Below are 17,524 nucleotides of genomic sequence, written 5' to 3'. Positions count from 1 at the left end.
ACCTCGGGGTATGAGCGCGGACTCGGAGTTCGAGGTGATCCCCGCCGTCGACGTCCAGGACGGCGAGGTGGTCCAGCTGGTACAGGGCGAGCGGGGGACCGGCAAGCGGTACGGCGACCCGGTCGAGGCCGCCGAGCGCTGGATCGACGCGGGCGCGGGGACCCTGCACCTCGTCGACCTCGACGGGGCCTTCGAGGGCGAGCGGGTCAACGCGACCGCCTTCGAGGCCATCGTCGACGCGGTGGGTGACCGCGTCGATCTCCAGCTCGGCGGGGGGATCCGAACCGCCGAGGACGCGGCGGGGCTCCTCGATCTGGGGATCGATCGCGTGATCCTCGGGACCGCGGCGATCGAGAACCCGCCGATCGTCGAGGCGATCTCGGCCGAGTATCCCGGCACCGTGATGGTGAGCCTCGACGCGAAGGACGGGGAGGTCGTCGTCTCGGGGTGGACCGAATCGACCGGGCTCGACCCCGCGGAGGCCGCCGAACGCTACGAGGAACTCGGCGCCGGCGCGATCCTCTTTACGAACGTCGACGTCGAGGGGCAACTGGAGGGGATCGACCGGGGGGCCGTCGAGGCCGTCGTCGACGCCGTCGACATCCCCGTCGTGGCCTCCGGCGGCGTGGCGAGCATCGACGACGTGGTGGCGCTACAGCGGGCGGGCGCCGCCGCGGTCGTGATCGGAACCGCGCTCTACGAGGGCGAGTTCACGCTGCGTGAGGCCAAGCGAGCCGTCGAGTCGACGTGAGGGCACGGCGACCCACTCACACGGGATCGAGTCGCGGTCGAGGACGCAGCCGAGCGCAATCACCTTAAGAGTCGCGCCCGCAGGACGCGTATGAGCGACCGCACGGCTGCCGTCTCGCGCGAGACGGCGGAGACGGAGATCGACGTGACGCTCGCGATCGACGGCGACGGGGAAAGCGAGGTGGAGACCGGAATCGGGTTTCTCGACCACATGCTCGAGTCGTTCGCCAAACACGGGCTGTTCGACCTGACGGTCCGGTGTGACGGCGACACCCACATCGACGACCACCACACCGTAGAGGACGTCGCGATCTGTCTCGGCGAGGCGTTCGCGGAGGCGCTCGGCGACAAGCGCGGGATCAGCCGGTACGCCGACCGCCGCGTGCCGCTCGACGAGGCCGTCGCGTCCGTGGTCGTCGACGTCTCGGGGCGTCCCCACTACGAGTTCACCGGGGAGTTCTCCCAGGAGTCCGTCGGCGAGTTCACGAGCGTCATGGCCGACCACTTCGCGATGTCGCTCGCGCACAACGCGGAGATCACGCTCCACGCGGCGGTCGTTCGCGGCGAGAACGCCCACCACGAGGTGGAGGCGCTGTTCAAGGCGCTCGCTCGCGCGCTCGATGACGCGACCCGGCTCGACGACCGGCGCTCGGACACCCCGAGCACGAAGGGCGCGCTCTGAGGCATGTTCGATGAGATCCTCGGCAAGTTCGAGGGATCGCCGAGCCAGCAGGCGGTGATCCGGCTCCTGCTCGAGCGGGGGTTCTCCGTCAACGAGGAGGGACGGGTCGTCTCTGGGGGGATCGAGATCCCGTATACGGGGATCGCACGCGAGCTGGACGTCGACAGGCGGGTCGTCGACTCGACGACCGACGCGATCCTCGAGGACCCGGAGCTGCGGCGCATCTTCGCGAACATCTCGTCGATCCCGAGCCTCATGGATCTCGCGCCGGTCCTCGAGTTGACCGTGCTCACGGTCGAGGTCGCGGAGGCGGACGAGTCGGGGATCGTCGCCGAGGTGACGACGCTCATCGCCGAGGCGGGCCTCTCGATCCGGCAGGTGATAAGCGAGGACCCGGAGTTCACCGACGACCCGAAGCTCTACGTGATCCTCGACGCCGAGGTGCCCGGCGACCTGCTCGTGGCGATCCGCGAGCTGCCGTACGTGCGTCGCGTGGAGTTCTGACCGGTGGGGGACAACCGGTAACACGCACCGTTATACGGTTCGGTCGCGTACGAACCGTATGTCAACCGAGGTACGACTCAACCGGCTGCACACGGTCATCGACGCCCTCGAGTATCCGATCGAGCGGGAGACGGCACGCGAGGAGCTGTCCGACGTGACGCTCGTGTACGCCGACGGGAGGGAGCCGTTGGCCGCCGTCGTCGCCCGATCGAACGACGACGTCTTCGGGTCCGCCGAGGACCTCGAGGCGGAGGTCTACGGAAACGCCCCGGTCGAGGCGGTCGGCGAACCGGGGCAGTCGGAGGGCGACGCGTAGCTCCCCGGAACGATCCCAACCACCTTTATCCAGGACGCCACAGTCCCCTCGAACCGATCCCGATCGTGTCACCTCATCACGGTTTTTCACTTTCACTTGACTGTTAACGGGGGTTTATATGGGAGAGCGAACAAGCGGGACGTACATGCCCGAAGACGAACTCGAGGACCTCCCAGGCGTCGGACCCGCGACCGCGGACAAGCTCGTCGACACCGGTTACGAGAGCTACCAGAGCATCGCCGTTGCGAGCCCCGGCGAGCTGTCGAACACGGCGGACATCGGCGCCTCGACGGCGTCGGACATCATCAACGCGGCGCGCGAGGCCGCCGACGTCGGCGGCTTCGAGACCGGCGCGGCCGTCCTCGAACGGCGCGAGCAGATCGGCAAGCTCTCGTGGGGGATCGACGAGGTCGACGAGCTGCTCGGCGGCGGCGTCGAGACGCAGTCGATCACGGAGGTGTACGGCGAGTTCGGCGCCGGCAAGTCGCAGGTGACCCACCAGCTCGCGGTCAACGTCCAGCTGCTTCCGGAACACGGCGGCCTCGACGGCGCCGCCATCTTCGTCGACACGGAGGACACCTTCCGGCCCGAGCGGATCGACGACATGGTCCGGGGGCTCGACGACGAGGCCCTCGCGGCCGAGATGGAGCGTCGCGAGATCGAGGGAACCCCGAACGACGAGGAGGCGGTCGGCGAGCTCGTGGATGCGTTCCTCGACCGGATCCACGTCGCGAAGGCGTTCAACTCCAACCACCAGATCCTGCTGGCCGAGAAGGCCAAGGAGCTGGCCGGCGAACACGAGGAGAGCGAGTGGCCGATCCGGCTCGTCTGTGTGGACTCGCTGACCGCCCACTTCCGCGCGGAGTACGTCGGCCGCGGCGAGCTCGCCGAACGCCAACAGAAGCTGAACAAGCACCTCCACGACCTCATGCGGATCGGCGACCTCTACAACACGTCGATCCTCGTCACCAACCAGGTCGCCTCCAACCCCGACTCCTACTTCGGCGATCCGACCCAGCCGATCGGCGGCAACATCCTCGGCCACACCTCCACGTTCCGGATCTATCTGCGAAAGTCGAAGGGCGACAAGCGGATCGTCCGGCTCGTCGACGCGCCCAACCTCGCCGACGGCGAGGCCGTGATGCGCGTCCAGGACGGCGGCCTCAAACCCGAGTAACACCGCGCGGGACGGCGCGCGCGAGCCGTATCGGGCCTACTACTCCAAGATCTGACAAAACGATCGTTGGATTCTACGGCAACATTTGTGTCCCGATCGTCCGATTTACGTCCTTATATTGACCTTATTCGATCTAATATATGACGAATGTTGTTCTATTTCAAAATATATCCACATATTTTAACTCAAGGATTTATATACATCCAACTACCCCAGTCGAAACGTGATTCGCAACACGAACACGGACGAACCGATCGGAATAGTACCGGAACGTAAACCAAGCACCCGTCTCGGGGAGGGGATCACCGAATGAGCGGACTGCTCGCGCAGGTGGATCCCGCCGTGATCGCGGAGGGCGTGAACCTGATGTGGGTCGCGGTGGCGTGTTTCCTCATCTTCTTCATGCACGCCGGCTTCGCCATGCTGGAGGCCGGACAGGTGCGCGCGAAGAACGTCGCCAACCAGCTGACGAAGAACCTGCTCACCTGGAGCGTGGGGATCGTGGCCTACTTCTTCGTCGGCTTCGGCGTCGAGGCGATCACCGGCGGGCTCACCGGCGGCGGGTCCTACAGCCTGGGCGCGTTGACCGCGGCGATGACCGCGTCCGACGGCGCCTGGGTGAACAGCTGGCTGTTCGGCGCCGTCTTCGCGATGACGGCGGCGACGATCGTCTCCGGCGCGGTCGCCGGCCGCGCGAAGCTCCGCGCGTACGTCGGGTACACGGTCCTCCTCTCGGCGATCATCTACCCGGTCGTCGTCGGGTTCACCTGGGCCGGCGGCTTCCTCGCCGGGCTCGGGTTCCACGACTTCGCCGGCGGCATGATCGTCCACGGCATGGGCGGCATCGCCGGGCTCACGGCCGCCTACGTGTTGGGTCCGCGCCTGGACCGCTACGCGGAGGACGGCTCGACGAACGTCATTCCCGGCCACTCGCTGACCTTCGCCGTGCTCGGCACGCTCGTGTTGGCCTTCGGCTGGTACGGGTTCAACGTCGGCACGACCGCGACCGTCTTCGCGGTCGACAACGGCGAACTCGTCCTCGACGGCTACGCGGTCGTCGGACGCGTCGCGCTGGCGACCACGGTCGGCATGGCCTGCGGCGCCATCGGCTCGTCGATCGCCTCCATCGCGGTCAACGGGAAGGTCGACACGCTGTACGTGGCGAACGGGCTGCTCGCCGGGCTCGTCGCGGTCACCGGGATCGCCGACGTGGTCACCTGGTGGGGCGCCATGCTCGTCGCGCTGCTGGCGGGACTGCAGCTTCCGTTCGTCTTCGAGTTCGTCTCGGACACGTTGAAGATCGACGACGTCTGTGCGGTCTTTCCGGTACACGGCTCCGCCGGCGTGCTGGGCGTGCTCGCGCTGCCGTTCGTCCACGTGAACGGGTTCTCGATGAGCCTGCTCGTCGCGCAGATCGTCGGCGTGGCGGTCATCACGGTCTGGACGGTCGCCGCGACCGCGGTCGTCTTCGGCGCGTTCAAGGCGGCCGGCCAGGCCCGCGTGACGCCCGAACACGAGCGTGAGGGGCTCGACGTCAGCGAACACGGCGTCGACACCTACCCCGAGTTCGGCAAGCCGATGGCGGCCGACGGCGGCAACGCCGGCGTGCGCGCCGACGGCGGCGAGGAGGAGGGTTCGGAGATCAAGATGGTCACCGCCGTGGTCCGCCCCGAGAAGCTCGGCGCGGTAAAGAGCGCGCTCGCCGAGGTCGGCGCGCCCTCGCTCACGGTCACGAACGTCTCCGGTCGCGGCTCCCAGCCCGCAAAGAAGGGCCAGTGGCGCGGGGAGGAGTACGTCGTCGACCTCCACCAGAAGGTGAAGGTCGAGTGCGTCGTCGCCGACGTCCCGGCCGGCGAGGTCGCGGACGCGATCCGCGAGGCCGCAAGCACCGGCGAGCCCGGCGACGGCAAGGTGTTCATCATGCCCGTGGAGGACGCGCTGCAGGTGCGCACCGGCGACGTGGGTCCCGAGGCGGTCTGAGCCGCTTCGGACCGAACGCCGGCCGACCGAACGCTCGAACGTCCCATTTTTCGCCCGACGAGGGCCGCAGAGGAGAAAGCACTTAACTCCGCTGAGCGACGCGTCCGGATCGAATGGAGCTTCTCCAGATCGCCCGGTGGCTTCTCGTCTGTGCGGTCCTGTACGTGGCCGCGCTGCCGGTCTGTGCGCTCGTCTGGCCGACGCTGCCGGACAGGGGAGCGGCGTTCGCGCTTCCCCTCTCCATCGTGAGCGTCGGGCTGAGCGCGGTCTGGATCGGCCAGCTCCGATACGGACCCGCCGTCGCGGTCATCGTGGTTTCGATCCCGGTCGCCGCCGGCGCCGTCGCGTTCGCGCGGGGACACCGTCCCGCACCCCGGCGGGCGGCGGAGGTCGCCGGCGTGTTCGCGCTCGCGATGGGGTTCGCGCTCGCGTTGCGGACCGCGTCCCCGACGATAACTCCACAGGGAGGCGAGCAGTTCCTGCACTTCGGCGTGTTGAACGCCGTCTCGCGCGCCCCCGCGCTGCCGCCGGAGGACATGTGGTTCGCGGGCGAGCCGCTGCGGTACTACTACGGCGGCCACACCACGACCGCGACGATGGCGACGGTCGGCGGCGTCGAGCTGCGGTACGCGTACAACCTCGCGCTCGCCACGTACTTCGGCGTCCTGGCGACCACGGCCTACGGGCTCGCCGGCGCGATCGCCGACCGAAGCGGCGTCTCCAGACGGGGCGCCGGCGCGGCGAGCGCCTTCCTCGTCGCGCTCGCGGGAACCGTCACGACGCCGGTTCGGCTCGCGTACGGACTCCTCCCCGAGGAGACCGCGATCCGGTACGGCGCGCCGGTCTTCGGCGCGATCAGGGACGCCTACGAGGAGGCGGTTCTGGCGCAGTCGAATCCCTGGACGTGGACGTGGTGGGACGCACGATACGTGGTTCCCGGCACCCTCCAGGAGACGCCGCTGTACTCGTTCGTGAAGGGCGACCACCACGGCCACACGATCACGACCGGCTTCCTGCTTCTCGCCGCGGGGCTCGCGTACGCCTACTACCTGACGCCGGCCGAGGATCGGCGGCGGCGGTTGCTCCTCCTCGGCTGTGGCATCCCGCTCGTCGGCGGGTGGCTCGGCGTGACGAACACCTGGGCGCTGCCGACGGCGGTCGGGCTCGCCTGGCTGGGACTGATCACCGCGCCGGCACACCCGATCACGCTTCTCGCGCCGGGAGGTCGGATCCGGACGGCGCTGCCGGACGGGATCGACGAGGACGGAACGCCGCTCGGGGAGGTATCGAGGCTCCTGTTCGGGACGGCGACCGGGGCGGCAGTCGGCGGGCTCTCGATCGCTGCGGCGTCCCCGTTCCTGTTGGGCGGGACGCCGACGAACGACGGCATCGGGCTGTTCCCGCCGCGAACGGAACTGGTCGGCCTCCTGCTTTTGTACGGCGGGCCGTTCCTGCTTTTCGCCGCCTTCCTCGGGTGGCGGTGGCGGGCGGCGCCGACGCTCGATCTCGGGTCACGGTCGCGGACGGTCGCGGTCCTCGCCGCGGGAGCCGTCCTCGCGGGGCTGCTCGTCGGCCCGTTCGCGTTCCCGGCGCTCGCGGTCTGTGGCGGGCTCCTCCTCGCCGGCTACGCGGTCGTTCGCTTCGACGATGGATCCGGGTTCGAAACGACGCTGCTTCTGGCGGGCGTCGGGCTGGTGTTGTCGATGGAGCTGGTCCACGCGCGCGTGTGGCCCCCGGAGTTCGACCGCTGGAACACGACGCTCAAGGTCGCCATCCAGGCGTGGACGCTGTCGGCGATCGCCGCCGGGATCGTCGCCACCCGGCTGTTCGCGTGGGGACGCGAGCGGCTGCGTGTGGCGGGGGAGAAACGCAACGGGAGCCTCGGGGGCGGCACCCCGGCACGCGATCGCCTTCCGGGACTCGCGGCGGTTCTCGCGGTCGGGTGCGTGCTGATGGCGAGTGCAGTCTTCCCGGCGCTCGTGGTCGGCCAGGAGCTCGGCGACCCGCCGAGCGACCCGACGATCGACGGGTTCGATGGCCACGAGCGGTGGTACCCCGACCAGCTCGCGGCGCTCCAGTGGCTCGACGAGCGGGAGGGGACTCCGACCGTGCTCGAGGCCCCGACGCGTCAAAGCTACACGTGGGGATCCGTGGCCTCGACGTTCACCGGACTGCCGACCGTGGTCGGCTGGGATCACCAGCGCGGCTACCGGGGCGACGAGGCGTTCGAGCGGCGCGCCACACACGTCGACCGGATGTACACGGGCGACCCTGTCGTGGTCGGGACGCTACTCGAGAACTACGACGTCGAGTACGTCTGGGTCGGCCGCGCCGAGCGGGAGGCCTACGACCGGACCGTCGCGTTCGGGTCGATGGACGGGATGGAACGCGTCTTCGAGAACGAGGGGGTCCGGATATATCGGGTCGACCACGCGGAGACGCCGGGGTACGACCTCGAACTCGCCGAGGACTCGGAGAACCGGACCCTCTCCGTCGACGACTGGGAGTTCCGGGAGGACGAGTCGGGTCACCTCGTGATGGAACTCACGATCGTGAACGAGGCGGGGGAGAACGGAACGGACGGGAGCGCCGCGAGCGAACCACCGCGAATCCGATCCGGACTCGCGACGGTGGAGGCGACCGCGGGCGAGGAGCACGCGCGTGCTCACGAGCCGGTTCGCCTGGGTCCCGGCGATACCGTTCGGGTGCGGCTGGACCTCGGCGTTCCGATCGATCGGGTCCACGAGGACGGCGAGGTACAGATCGACCTGATCCAGTGACGAACCGAGACGGTGACGCCCGAAGCGCGGACACGAACGTATTCGGTCGGGGGGGCGGCGAGGCCACCGGACGAACGTAACGTCTTTTCTCCCCTCCCCCGAAGGGAGGGACATGAACCACGAGCGCTCGCGCGCGCTGTACGATCGCGCACTCTCGGTCATGCCGGGCGGCGTCAACTCCTCGGTCCGGGCGACGATCCCGTATCCCGTCTTCATAGAGCGGGGCGAGGGGGGCCACGTGATCGACGCCGACGGCAACCGGTACGTCGACTGGGTGATGGGCTATGGACCCCTGCTCTACGGCCACGACGTCCCGGAGTCCGTGACCGCCGCGATCCAGTCGGCCGCCGCCGACGGGCCGATGTACGGGGCGCCGACGGAGGTCGAGGTCGAACACGCGGAGTTCCTCGCCCGCCACGTCCCGAGCGTCGAGCAGGTCCGGTTCGTCAACTCCGGGACGGAGGCCACCGTCTCCGCGGTGCGGCTCGCGCGGGGCTACACCGGCCGCGACAAGGTCGTGATCATGCAGGGCGGCTACCACGGCGCCCAGGAGTCGACGCTCGTCGAGGGCGACGCCGACGACCCGAGCCCCTCGACCGCCGGCGTCCCCGAGGAGTTCGCGAAACACACGCTGCCGGTGCCGTTCAACGACCCAGAGGCCGCCCGAGAGGTGTTCGAGGAACACGGCGAGGACATCGCCGCCGTGCTCGTCGAGCCGATCCTCGCGAACATGGGGATCGTGATGCCGGTCGACGGCTACCACGAGACGCTCCGGGAGCTGTGTGACGAGCACGGCTCGCTCCTCGTCTTCGACGAGGTCATCACCGGCTTCCGGGTCGGCGGATTGAGCTGTGCCCAGGGGAAGTTCGGCGTGACCCCGGACGTCACGACCTTCGGCAAGATCGTCGGCGGGGGCTTCCCCGTCGGCGCCATCGGCGGCCGCGCGGAGATCATCGAGTCGTTCACCCCGTCCGGCGACGTCTTCCAGGCGGGAACCTTCTCCGGACACCCGGTGACGATGGCGGCCGGCAAGGCCTACCTCGAGTACGCGGCCGAACACGACGTCTACGAGCACGTGAACGATCTGGGCCGTCGACTCCGAAAGGGGATCACGGAGATCTGTGCGGACCAGGCGCCCTCCTACACGGTCGTCGGAACCGACTCGCTGTTCAAGACGATCTTCACCCGCGAGGGGCCGGCGCGGTCCGACCTCGGGGAGTGCTGTACGGCCGGGTGCAGACAGGATCCCGACTGTCCCCGCTACGAGTACTGCCCGAAGACGGGCGCCGACGTCGCCCGCGCGGGGACGGACCGATGGGAGCGGGTCTTCCGCCAGGAGATGAAGGAACGCGGGATCCTCCTTACGGGCAACCAGTTCGAGAGCCAGTTCGTCTCCTACGCCCACACCGACGAGGACGTCGAGGAGACGCTCGAGGCGTACAAGCACGCACTCTGACGAACACGCGCTCCAGATCGACGCGCTGCGGGCCGGGCGCGTCGACCGGAGACGGGCGCCCCGCGACCGGAAACTGGAGGCCTTTTCACGCCCGGGCGCCACCCTTCGGGTATGACCCAGACCCTTCGGCTCGCCACGCGCGGCTCCGATCTCGCCGTGAGGCAGGCGACGGCGGTGGAGGACGCGCTCGCGAGCCGGCGCCGCGAGGTCGAGATCCGGACGGTCGAGACCCGCGGCGACCGGATCCCGGACGCCCTCATCCACGAGCTGGGGCGGACCGGGGCGTTCGTCCGCTCGCTCGACGAGGAGGTGCTCTCCGGCGAGGCGGACCTCGCCGTCCACTCGCTGAAGGACGTCCCGACGGAGGGGATGGACGACCTCGTCGTCGCGGGCGTCCCGCGGCGCGCGCCGGCGGGGGATGTGCTCGTGACCGCGGACGGAAGCGATCTGTCGGATCTCGATCCCGGCTCCGTGGTCGGGACCGCATCGCTGCGCCGGACGGCCCAGATCCGCGCCGCGCGGCCGGATCTCGAGGTCGAGGCGATACGCGGCAACGTCGACACTCGACTCGAGAAGCTGCTCGCCCCCACGCTCCAGCGCGAGCACGAGGCGCGGATGGACGCGCGCGCGGAGGAGACGGCCGCGACCGCGGAGAGCGGGGGAGGCGGCGACGGAGGGGAAGAACACGCGTTCGACCGAACGATCGAGGAGTGGTTCGACTCGCTTTCGGACCTCGAGCGGGCGGCGATGGAGCGGGAGGTCGACCGCGAGTACGACGCGCTCGTGCTCGCGGAGGCCGGCCTCCGGCGGTCGAACCTGCTGCACTCGGTCCCGACCGTTCGGCTCGACCGCGAGGAGTTCGTGCCGGCGGCCGGCCAGGGTGCCATCGCGGTCGTCGCGTCCGACCCCGACGTGATCGAGACGGTCCGCGAGGCCGTCGACCACCCCCGGACCCGCGTGGAGACCACCGCGGAGCGGACGATCCTCGCGGAACTCGGCGGGGGGTGCATCGCGCCGATCGGGATCAACGCGATCGTTCAGGGCTCCTACGTCCGGACGAACGTCCGCGTGCTCTCGCCGGACGGCACGGAGGAGATCGCGGAGACGCGTGATCTCGACGTCGAACGATACACGAAGGACGCGGTGGCGTTTGCGCAGGATCTCGCCGAGCAGGGAGCGGCGGAGCTGATAGAGCGTGCCCGCGAGGCGGCCGAATCGGACGGAGACGAGGGATCCGTCCGGGAGAACCGCGAGGACGAACCGGGTCGAGCGGACCCCGAAAGCGAGGAGCGATGAGCGACGACTCGATACCCGCGGACGCCTCCGAGGACGCGTCCGGAAAGGTGTATCTCGTCGGCTCCGGACCGGGAGACCCGGAGCTGCTGACGGTTCGAGCCCGCGACCTGCTCGAGTCGGCCGACGTCGTCCTCCACGACAAGCTGCCGGGGCCGGAGATCCTCGAGGCGATCCCCGAGGAGAAACGCGAGGACGTCGGGAAGCGAGCCGGCGGCGAGTGGACGCCCCAGGAGTACACGAACCGGCGCATGGTCGAACTCGCGCGCGAGGGGAGACGGGTCGTCCGACTGAAGGGCGGCGACCCGTTCGTCTTCGGCCGCGGCGGCGAGGAGATGGAACATCTCGCCGCGTCGTCCGTCCCCTTCGAGGTGGTCCCGGGGATCACCTCGGCGATCGCCGGACCTGGCGTCGCAGGGATCCCGGTCACCCACCGCGATCACGCCTCCTCGGTCTCGTTCGTCACCGGCCACGAGGACCCGACGAAGCCCGAGTCGGCCGTCGACTGGGAGGCGCTTTCGGCCACCGGGGGCACCCTCGTCGTCCTCATGGGCGTGGGGAAGCTCCCCGAGTACGTCGACGCGCTCCTGGAGGCGGGGACGGACCCCGACACGCCGGTCGCGCTCGTCGAACGGGCGACCCGCCCCGGCATGCGGGTCGCGACGGGAACCCTCGAGACGATCGTCGAGGCGCGCGATTCCGCGGGTATCGAGCCGCCCGCGATCACCGTCATCGGCGAGGTGGCGGCGACCCGCTCGCGGGTCGTCGACTTCCTGGAGAACCCGACCGCGGCGCCGATCGACGGCGAGGGCGGGAACGATCAGGGACGCGGCGACGCGTCCACGGACGGTGACCGGGCGTGAGCCGACGGGTTCGCGTCGCGGTCTTCCGGCCGGACGACGAGCGGATCGACGACGCGGTCGAGCTGCTCTCCTCGCTGGGGGGCGATCCGGTCCCGGACCCGATGCTGGCGGTCGAGGCGACCGGACGGACTCCGGAGGACGCGCCGTACGTCGTTCTCACGAGCAAGACGGGCGTCGAACTGGCCGCCGATCGGGGCTGGAAACCCGATCCGGGGACCACGCTCGCCGCGATCGGGCCGGCGACCGCCGAGGCGGCCCGCGGGGTCGGCTGGGAGGTGGACCTGGTCCCCGAGGAGTACACCTCCGCCGGGCTCGTCACGGCGCTCGAGGGTTCCGTCGATGGGGTCCGGATCGAGGTGGCGCGATCGGACCACGGCAGCGACGTGCTCACCGACGGGCTGCGCGCGGCCGGCGCGGACGTCCACGAGACGGTGCTCTACCGGCTCGTCCGCCCCGCCGACGCCGGGCGGTCGACCGAGCTCGCCGCCGACGGCGAGCTGGAGGCGGCCGCGTTCACCTCCTCGCTCACCGTCGAACACTTCCTCGAGGCGGCCGCCGACCGCGGGATCGAGGAGGACGCACGGGAGGGACTCTCCGCGACCATCGTGGGCGCGATCGGCGATCCGACACGCGAGACGGCGGAATCGCACGGCATCGACGTCGACGTGGTTCCGGAGGAGGCGACCTTCGACGCGCTCGCGACGGCGGTCGTCGAGCGGGCGGCGCCGAGCTATCGCGAGTAGCGCGAGCGAACGGCCGGGACGAGCTGGGCAAGCCGGCCGAGCACGACCCCTTTTACACGATGGCGGTCACAGGTGGGATCATGAGCGAGGACGCAGCCGGAACGGGGGAGGCCGAACGGTACGCCGATCCCGCGGAGAACCCCTACGTGCTCGATCCGCCGACCGACTTCGAGCCCGTCGAGAATCTCTCGGAGTCGGCGGCGGAGGCACAGGCCGAGCAGCTTCGCGAGGCGATCCGAGAACACGACTACCGCTACTACGTCGAGGCGGAGCCGATCGTCTCGGATTCGACCTACGACGCCCTCTTCGAGCGCCTCCGGGATCTCGAGGACGCGTTCGATCTGCGAACGTCGGACTCCCCGACCCAGCGCGTCGGCGGGGCGCCGGTCGACGAGCTGGAGTCGGTCGAACACGCCGCGGCGATGTTGTCGATCGACCAGACCACGGACGCCGCGGACGTCCACGAGTTCGACGAGCGGGTCCGGCGGGAGTTGGATGAGTCCGGGTTCGACCCCGAGGCGGTCGAGTACGTCTGCGAGCCGAAGTTCGACGGCCTCTCGATCGAGGTGGTCTACGAGGACGGCGAGTACGTTCGGGCGGCGACGCGGGGGGACGGGACGACGGGCGACGACGTGACCGAACAGGTCCGAACGATCCGATCGGTGCCACAGCGGCTTCGCGGCGACCCCGACCGATTGCCGTCGTTTCTGGCCGTCCGCGGCGAGGTCTACATGCCGCGGGAGGCCTTCGCCGAGTACAACAAGGAGCTGCAAGAACGCGGGGAGGAACCGTTCGCGAACCCGCGAAACGCCGCCGCGGGAACGCTCAGACAGCTCGATCCAGACGTCGTGGCCGAGCGGCCGCTCGACGTCTTCTTCTTCGACGTGCTCGCCTGGGAGGACGGCTCCGATTCGGAACTCGCACGTCCGAAGAGCCAGTTCGAGGCGCTGTCGACGATCGAGTCGTTGGGGCTGCGGCGAAACGACCGGATCGAACTCACGGGGGAGATCGAGGACGCGATCGCCTACCGGAATCGACTACAGGAGGTGCGCGACGATCTCGACTACGAGATCGACGGGACGGTGATCAAGGTGAACGACCTCGACGCCCGGGAGGCGCTCGGAACGACCTCGCGGTCCTACCGGTGGGCGTTCGCCTACAAGTTCCCGCCGCGGACCGAGACCACCACGGTGGAGGACGTCGTGATCCAGGTCGGCCGAACCGGACGGTTGACCCCGGTGGCGCTGCTCGAACCGGTCGACGTCGGCGGCGTGACCGTCTCGCGGGCGACGCTGCACAACCCCGCGGAGATCGAGACGCTGAACGTGAACGTCGGGGACGTCGTTCGGATCTACCGGGCCGGAGACGTCATCCCTTACGTCCCCGCAGTCGTGGAGAAGCGATCCGAGGGGGCCTTCGAGTTCCCGGAGAGGTGTCCGGTCTGTGACTCGCCGGTGGAACGCGACGGCCCGATCGCCTACTGCACCGGCGGGCTCGGCTGTCCGGCACAGCTCGAACGCGCGGTCGAACACTGGGCGCGTCGCGACGCGCTCGACATCGAGGGGTTGGGTCCCGAGACCGTCACGCAGCTCCGGGAGGCGGGGCTCGTCGAGTCGCTCGCGGACCTCTACCGGCTCGATCGGGAGGCGCTCGCGGAACTGGAGGGGTGGGGAGAGACGAGCGCCGAGAACCTCCTCGAACAGCTCGAGGCGACGACGGAGCCGCCGCTTCCCGACTTCCTGGCGGCGCTCGGGATCCCCGACGTCGGGGCGACGACCGCCCGCAACCTGGCCGAGCACTTCGGCACGCTCGACGCGCTCCTTTCGGCCTCCGAGGAGGAGCTTCGATCGGTCGATGACGTCGGCGAGACCGTCGCGGCGGAGATCCGGGAGTTCCTCGACGGGGAGCGGAACCGCGAGACGATCGCCGAGCTTCGCGATCTCGGCGTCGACCCGAAACCGTACGGCGAGACGGGAGCGGCGGGCGGAACGGAACTCGAGGACGTGACGATCGTCTTCACGGGAAGCCTCTCCGTTCCCCGGGGCGAGGCCGAGGACCTCGTCGAGCGTCACGGCGGGAGCGCGACCGGCAGCGTCTCCGGCAACACCGACTACCTCGTGATCGGCGAGAGTCCCGGTACGAGCAAGCGACGGGACGCGGAGGCACACGGCGTGGAGACGATCGACGAGGAGGCGTTCGAGGGGCTGTTGGCCGAACGGGGGATCGAGTGGCCGCCGAAGTGATGGGGGATCGACCGGCCGTCGGAATGACGAATGATCGAGCGGCCGCCGCAGCGCCCCGAGAGTGCGTCCCGTCGACCCTCGAGTCGACACCCACAACCCTTTATCCGAACGGGAGGGATCCGGTGGTATGACAGCCATCGATCTCTCCGGCGTCACGAAGCGGTTCGGCGACGTGACCGCCGTCGAGGACCTCGATCTCGCGGTCCGGGAGGGCGAGATCTACGGCTTTCTGGGCCCGAACGGGGCCGGAAAGTCGACGACCATCAACGCCATCCTCGATTTCGTCCGCCCGAGCTCCGGGTCGGTTCGCGTGCTCGGCCACGACGCGCAGGCCGAAAGCGTCGCCGTCCGCCGCAAGACGGGCGTGCTTCCGGAGGGGTTCGGCGTCTACGACCGGCTGAGCGGACGACAGCACCTCGAGTTCGCGATCGACTCGAAGGAGGTCGACGCCGATCCGGAGGCGATCCTCGAGCGCGTCGGCATCGCGGGCGACGCCGACCGGCCGGCCGGCGGCTACTCGAAGGGGATGCGCCAGCGGCTCGCGCTCGGGATGGCGCTCGTCGGCGAGCCCGAGCTCCTCATCCTCGATGAGCCCTCCTCCGGGCTCGATCCCGCCGGCGCGAGGGAGATGCGCGAGATCGTCGAGGCCGAGGCCGACCGAGGAGCGACCGTCTTCTTCTCCTCGCACGTCCTCGGACAGGTCGAGGCGGTCTGTGACCGGGTCGGAATCCTGCGGGAGGGACGGCTCATCGCGGAGGACTCGATCGAGGGGCTCCGGGAGGCGGTCGGCGGCGACGAGACGCTCGCGATCACCGTCGACGCCGCGACGGAGTCGGACCTCGAGTCGGTCCGGGCGATCGAGGGCGTCGCGAGCGCGGAGACCGACGGCGAAACGGTCCGCGTGAGCTGTGAAAGCGGCGTGAAGACGGACGTGATCGCGGCCCTGGAGGACGCGGGCGTAGTCGTCCAGGACTTCGAGACCACGGAGGCGTCCCTGGAGGACCTCTTTCTCGCCTACACCGAGGGGGAGGTGGCCGAATGAGCTTCCGTGCCGTCGCGCGAAAGGACTTCCAGGACGCGGTGCGATCGCGGTGGATCTGGGTCCTCTCCGCGCTCTTCGTCGTGACGTTCGCCGGACCGGCGTTGATCCGGTACACGTTGGGAGTCGGGCTCGGCGACGCCGCGGAGGCGACGAGCATCGTCGTGTTGTTCGTCCAGTTCATGAAGGAGGGGACGGCGGTGCTCGTGCCGATCATCGCGATCGTCGTCGGCTACGCGTCGATCACCCGCGAGCGTGAAAGCGGAACGTTGAAGCTGTTGTTGTCGCTTCCCCACTCGCGCGCGGACGTCGTCCTCGGGAAGGTCATCGGACGGTCCGCGGTGGTCGCGTTGCCCATCGCCGTCGGCTTCCTGGCGGCCGGCCTCGTGTTGATCCCGGCCACGAGCGGACAGGCGATCGGGCAGTTCGTCGCCTTCGCGTTCCTGACGGTCCTCCTCGGCGTCGTCTTCGTCGGGCTGGCCGTCGGCATCTCCGCCGCCGCCGAAAGCGACAGACAGGCGATGGTCGGGTCGGTCGGGCTGTTCGTCCTGACGAACGTCTTCTGGGGGACCGCGGCCTCGCGGATCGCATCGGCGCTTCAGGAGTACGCGGGCGCGAGCGTCCAACAGCGCTATCTGATCGAGTTGGGCTTCAAGCTGCTCAACCCGACCGCGGCCTACAAGACGCTCGTCGACTCGCTGCTTTCGACACAGATGGAGGCTCGCCAGCAGCTGTTCGGGTTCTTCATCTTCTTCGATCCGGCGGCGGCGGAGGCGCTCGGCGACGAGCTCCCGGTCTACTTCACCGACCCGTTCGTCGCCGGGCTGCTCGCGCTGTGGTTCGTCGTCCCCGTCTACGTCGGGATGGTGTTGTTCGAGCGACAGGACCTCTGAGGGGTAGGTCCGGGGACCACGGGGCCCCGGGGCACGCGAGCCCCGACCGGGCTCGCGTCTCGCTCGCGAAAACCCTATTTCCGCCGGGACCAACGGTGGGGTAGTGGCGACGTTTCAGTACCCGTGTCCCGGCTGTCGGACCACGAACAGCCTCCACGAGGCCGACTGCGAGTTCGAGGGGGTCGACTGGCCGACGATCGAGCGGGCCTACACGGACCTGCTTGCGGTGTTGACGCGCGCTCCCGCGGGGATCGACGAGTCCGATCTCCGCGAGGCGGTTCCCGGCGAGTGGTCGGGGCTCCACCGGGCCGCGCTCGGAACGCTCGAACGCGGGAATCGCGTGGTTCGAGACGGCGGGGGCGAGGGGATCGATCGGGAGGTGGTGAACGAGTCCGAATCGGACGACGGTGGCGAGCTGCGGCTGCTCACGGCGGCGGAGTTCAAGGAACTCGTCTCCGAGCCGACCCGCGATCCGGTTCGGACGATCTACGAACACGGATCGGTTCCGGGGTGTCACGACAACGCCGTCTTCGCGATGGTCGCGTGGTACGAGATGGTCGGGCTCTCCTGGTCGGAGACGCGCGAGAACGTGATCGAGTGGCTCCACGAGTCGGGCGCGTGGGACCGCGGCGGCTTCGAGGAGTCGTCGCCGGGCGAGCTCGTCGACTCGAAACGCCACGTCTACGAGGCGGGCTACGGCTGGAAGGAGAAGGCCCAGGCCGCAAAGCGCGTCATCGAGCGTCACGGGTAGGAGAGAGGGAACGGCAGATCGGGAGCGAAACCGACGAGCCGCAGCGACGTCCGG

15 protein-coding genes are annotated in these 17,524 nt (G+C 69.5%); all 15 read left to right on the top strand.

What is annotated here, in order from left to right; translation table 11 throughout:
• Positions 1-10 precede the first annotated feature (10 nt).
• Positions 11-751, top strand: coding sequence for a 1-(5-phosphoribosyl)-5-[(5-phosphoribosylamino)methylideneamino]imidazole-4-carboxamide isomerase (gene hisA / locus ACZ5YD_RS10305; RefSeq protein ID WP_379743486.1), 741 nt, complete (start codon positions 11-13; stop codon positions 749-751).
• Between the two features lie 90 nt (positions 752-841).
• Complete coding sequence (gene hisB, locus ACZ5YD_RS10300) at positions 842-1,432, top strand: imidazoleglycerol-phosphate dehydratase HisB (protein WP_379743489.1); 591 nt, start codon at positions 842-844, stop codon at positions 1,430-1,432.
• 3 nt (positions 1,433-1,435) lie between these two features.
• Positions 1,436-1,936 (top strand): amino acid-binding protein, encoded by a 501-nt coding sequence (locus ACZ5YD_RS10295; RefSeq protein WP_379743493.1) that lies wholly within the window; start codon positions 1,436-1,438, stop codon positions 1,934-1,936.
• A 58-nt stretch (positions 1,937-1,994) separates the two neighbouring features.
• Positions 1,995-2,252 (top strand): DUF5789 family protein, encoded by a 258-nt coding sequence (locus tag ACZ5YD_RS10290; protein ID WP_379743496.1) that lies wholly within the window; start codon positions 1,995-1,997, stop codon positions 2,250-2,252.
• Between the two features lie 145 nt (positions 2,253-2,397).
• Positions 2,398-3,429 carry a DNA repair and recombination protein RadA gene (gene radA, locus ACZ5YD_RS10285; protein WP_379743499.1) on the top strand — a complete coding sequence of 344 codons (1,032 nt, stop codon included), beginning with the start codon at positions 2,398-2,400 and terminating at the stop codon, positions 3,427-3,429.
• A 309-nt stretch (positions 3,430-3,738) separates the two neighbouring features.
• Positions 3,739-5,409 (top strand): ammonium transporter, encoded by a 1,671-nt coding sequence (locus ACZ5YD_RS10280; protein ID WP_379743502.1) that lies wholly within the window; start codon positions 3,739-3,741, stop codon positions 5,407-5,409.
• 113 nt (positions 5,410-5,522) lie between these two features.
• Complete coding sequence (locus tag ACZ5YD_RS10275; RefSeq protein ID WP_379743505.1) at positions 5,523-8,189, top strand: DUF2298 domain-containing protein; 2,667 nt, start codon at positions 5,523-5,525, stop codon at positions 8,187-8,189.
• Positions 8,190-8,301: 112 nt separating this feature from the next.
• Positions 8,302-9,645, top strand: coding sequence for a glutamate-1-semialdehyde 2,1-aminomutase (gene hemL, locus ACZ5YD_RS10270; RefSeq protein ID WP_379743508.1), 1,344 nt, complete (start codon positions 8,302-8,304; stop codon positions 9,643-9,645).
• A 111-nt stretch (positions 9,646-9,756) separates the two neighbouring features.
• Positions 9,757-10,941 (top strand): hydroxymethylbilane synthase, encoded by a 1,185-nt coding sequence (gene hemC, locus ACZ5YD_RS10265; protein ID WP_379743511.1) that lies wholly within the window; start codon positions 9,757-9,759, stop codon positions 10,939-10,941.
• Positions 10,938-11,801 carry a uroporphyrinogen-III C-methyltransferase gene (cobA, locus tag ACZ5YD_RS10260; protein WP_379743514.1) on the top strand — a complete coding sequence of 288 codons (864 nt, stop codon included), beginning with the start codon at positions 10,938-10,940 and terminating at the stop codon, positions 11,799-11,801. The genes hemC and cobA overlap by 4 nt, the downstream gene beginning before the upstream one ends.
• Positions 11,798-12,544, top strand: a complete 747-nt coding sequence (locus ACZ5YD_RS10255) for a uroporphyrinogen-III synthase (protein ID WP_379743517.1) — start codon at positions 11,798-11,800, stop codon at positions 12,542-12,544. The genes cobA and ACZ5YD_RS10255 overlap by 4 nt, the downstream gene beginning before the upstream one ends.
• Before the next feature lie 80 nt (positions 12,545-12,624).
• On the top strand, positions 12,625-14,787 hold the full coding sequence (gene ligA / locus ACZ5YD_RS10250; RefSeq protein ID WP_379743520.1) for an NAD-dependent DNA ligase LigA: 2,163 nt from the start codon (positions 12,625-12,627) through the stop codon (positions 14,785-14,787).
• A gap of 127 nt (positions 14,788-14,914) precedes the next feature.
• Positions 14,915-15,829, top strand: coding sequence for an ABC transporter ATP-binding protein (locus ACZ5YD_RS10245; RefSeq protein WP_379743523.1), 915 nt, complete (start codon positions 14,915-14,917; stop codon positions 15,827-15,829).
• A complete protein-coding gene (locus ACZ5YD_RS10240) occupies positions 15,826-16,719 on the top strand; it encodes an ABC transporter permease (RefSeq protein WP_379743526.1) in 894 nt (297 codons plus the stop codon). Before ACZ5YD_RS10245 ends, ACZ5YD_RS10240 begins: the two co-directional genes overlap by 4 nt.
• A 103-nt stretch (positions 16,720-16,822) precedes the next feature.
• Entirely contained in the window at positions 16,823-17,470 is a 648-nt protein-coding gene (locus ACZ5YD_RS10235; RefSeq protein ID WP_379743529.1) for a DUF7474 family protein, read from the top strand.
• Positions 17,471-17,524 lie beyond the last annotated feature (54 nt).

The sequence above is a fragment of the Halopenitus salinus genome (genome assembly GCF_055397165.1).
The sequence above is the reverse complement of the archived record's forward strand: the minus strand, read 5'-3'. Positions and strand labels throughout refer to the sequence as shown.

Excerpts from the sequence above, each read along its gene's own strand:
- hemC (WP_379743511.1), top strand. The coding sequence starts at position 9,757 with ATGACCCAGACCCTTCGGCTCGCCACGCGCGGCTCCGATCTCGCCGTG.
- ACZ5YD_RS10275 (WP_379743505.1), top strand. The coding sequence starts at position 5,523 with ATGGAGCTTCTCCAGATCGCCCGGTGGCTTCTCGTCTGTGCGGTCCTG.
- ACZ5YD_RS10245 (WP_379743523.1), top strand. The coding sequence starts at position 14,915 with ATGACAGCCATCGATCTCTCCGGCGTCACGAAGCGGTTCGGCGACGTG.
- cobA (WP_379743514.1), top strand. The coding sequence starts at position 10,938 with ATGAGCGACGACTCGATACCCGCGGACGCCTCCGAGGACGCGTCCGGA.
- ACZ5YD_RS10280 (WP_379743502.1), top strand. The coding sequence starts at position 3,739 with ATGAGCGGACTGCTCGCGCAGGTGGATCCCGCCGTGATCGCGGAGGGC.
- radA (WP_379743499.1), top strand. The coding sequence starts at position 2,398 with ATGCCCGAAGACGAACTCGAGGACCTCCCAGGCGTCGGACCCGCGACC.
- hisA (WP_379743486.1), top strand. The coding sequence starts at position 11 with ATGAGCGCGGACTCGGAGTTCGAGGTGATCCCCGCCGTCGACGTCCAG.
- hemL (WP_379743508.1), top strand. The coding sequence starts at position 8,302 with ATGAACCACGAGCGCTCGCGCGCGCTGTACGATCGCGCACTCTCGGTC.
- ligA (WP_379743520.1), top strand. The coding sequence starts at position 12,625 with ATGAGCGAGGACGCAGCCGGAACGGGGGAGGCCGAACGGTACGCCGAT.
- hisB (WP_379743489.1), top strand. The coding sequence starts at position 842 with ATGAGCGACCGCACGGCTGCCGTCTCGCGCGAGACGGCGGAGACGGAG.
- ACZ5YD_RS10295 (WP_379743493.1), top strand. The coding sequence starts at position 1,436 with ATGTTCGATGAGATCCTCGGCAAGTTCGAGGGATCGCCGAGCCAGCAG.
- ACZ5YD_RS10240 (WP_379743526.1), top strand. The coding sequence starts at position 15,826 with ATGAGCTTCCGTGCCGTCGCGCGAAAGGACTTCCAGGACGCGGTGCGA.
- ACZ5YD_RS10290 (WP_379743496.1), top strand. The coding sequence starts at position 1,995 with ATGTCAACCGAGGTACGACTCAACCGGCTGCACACGGTCATCGACGCC.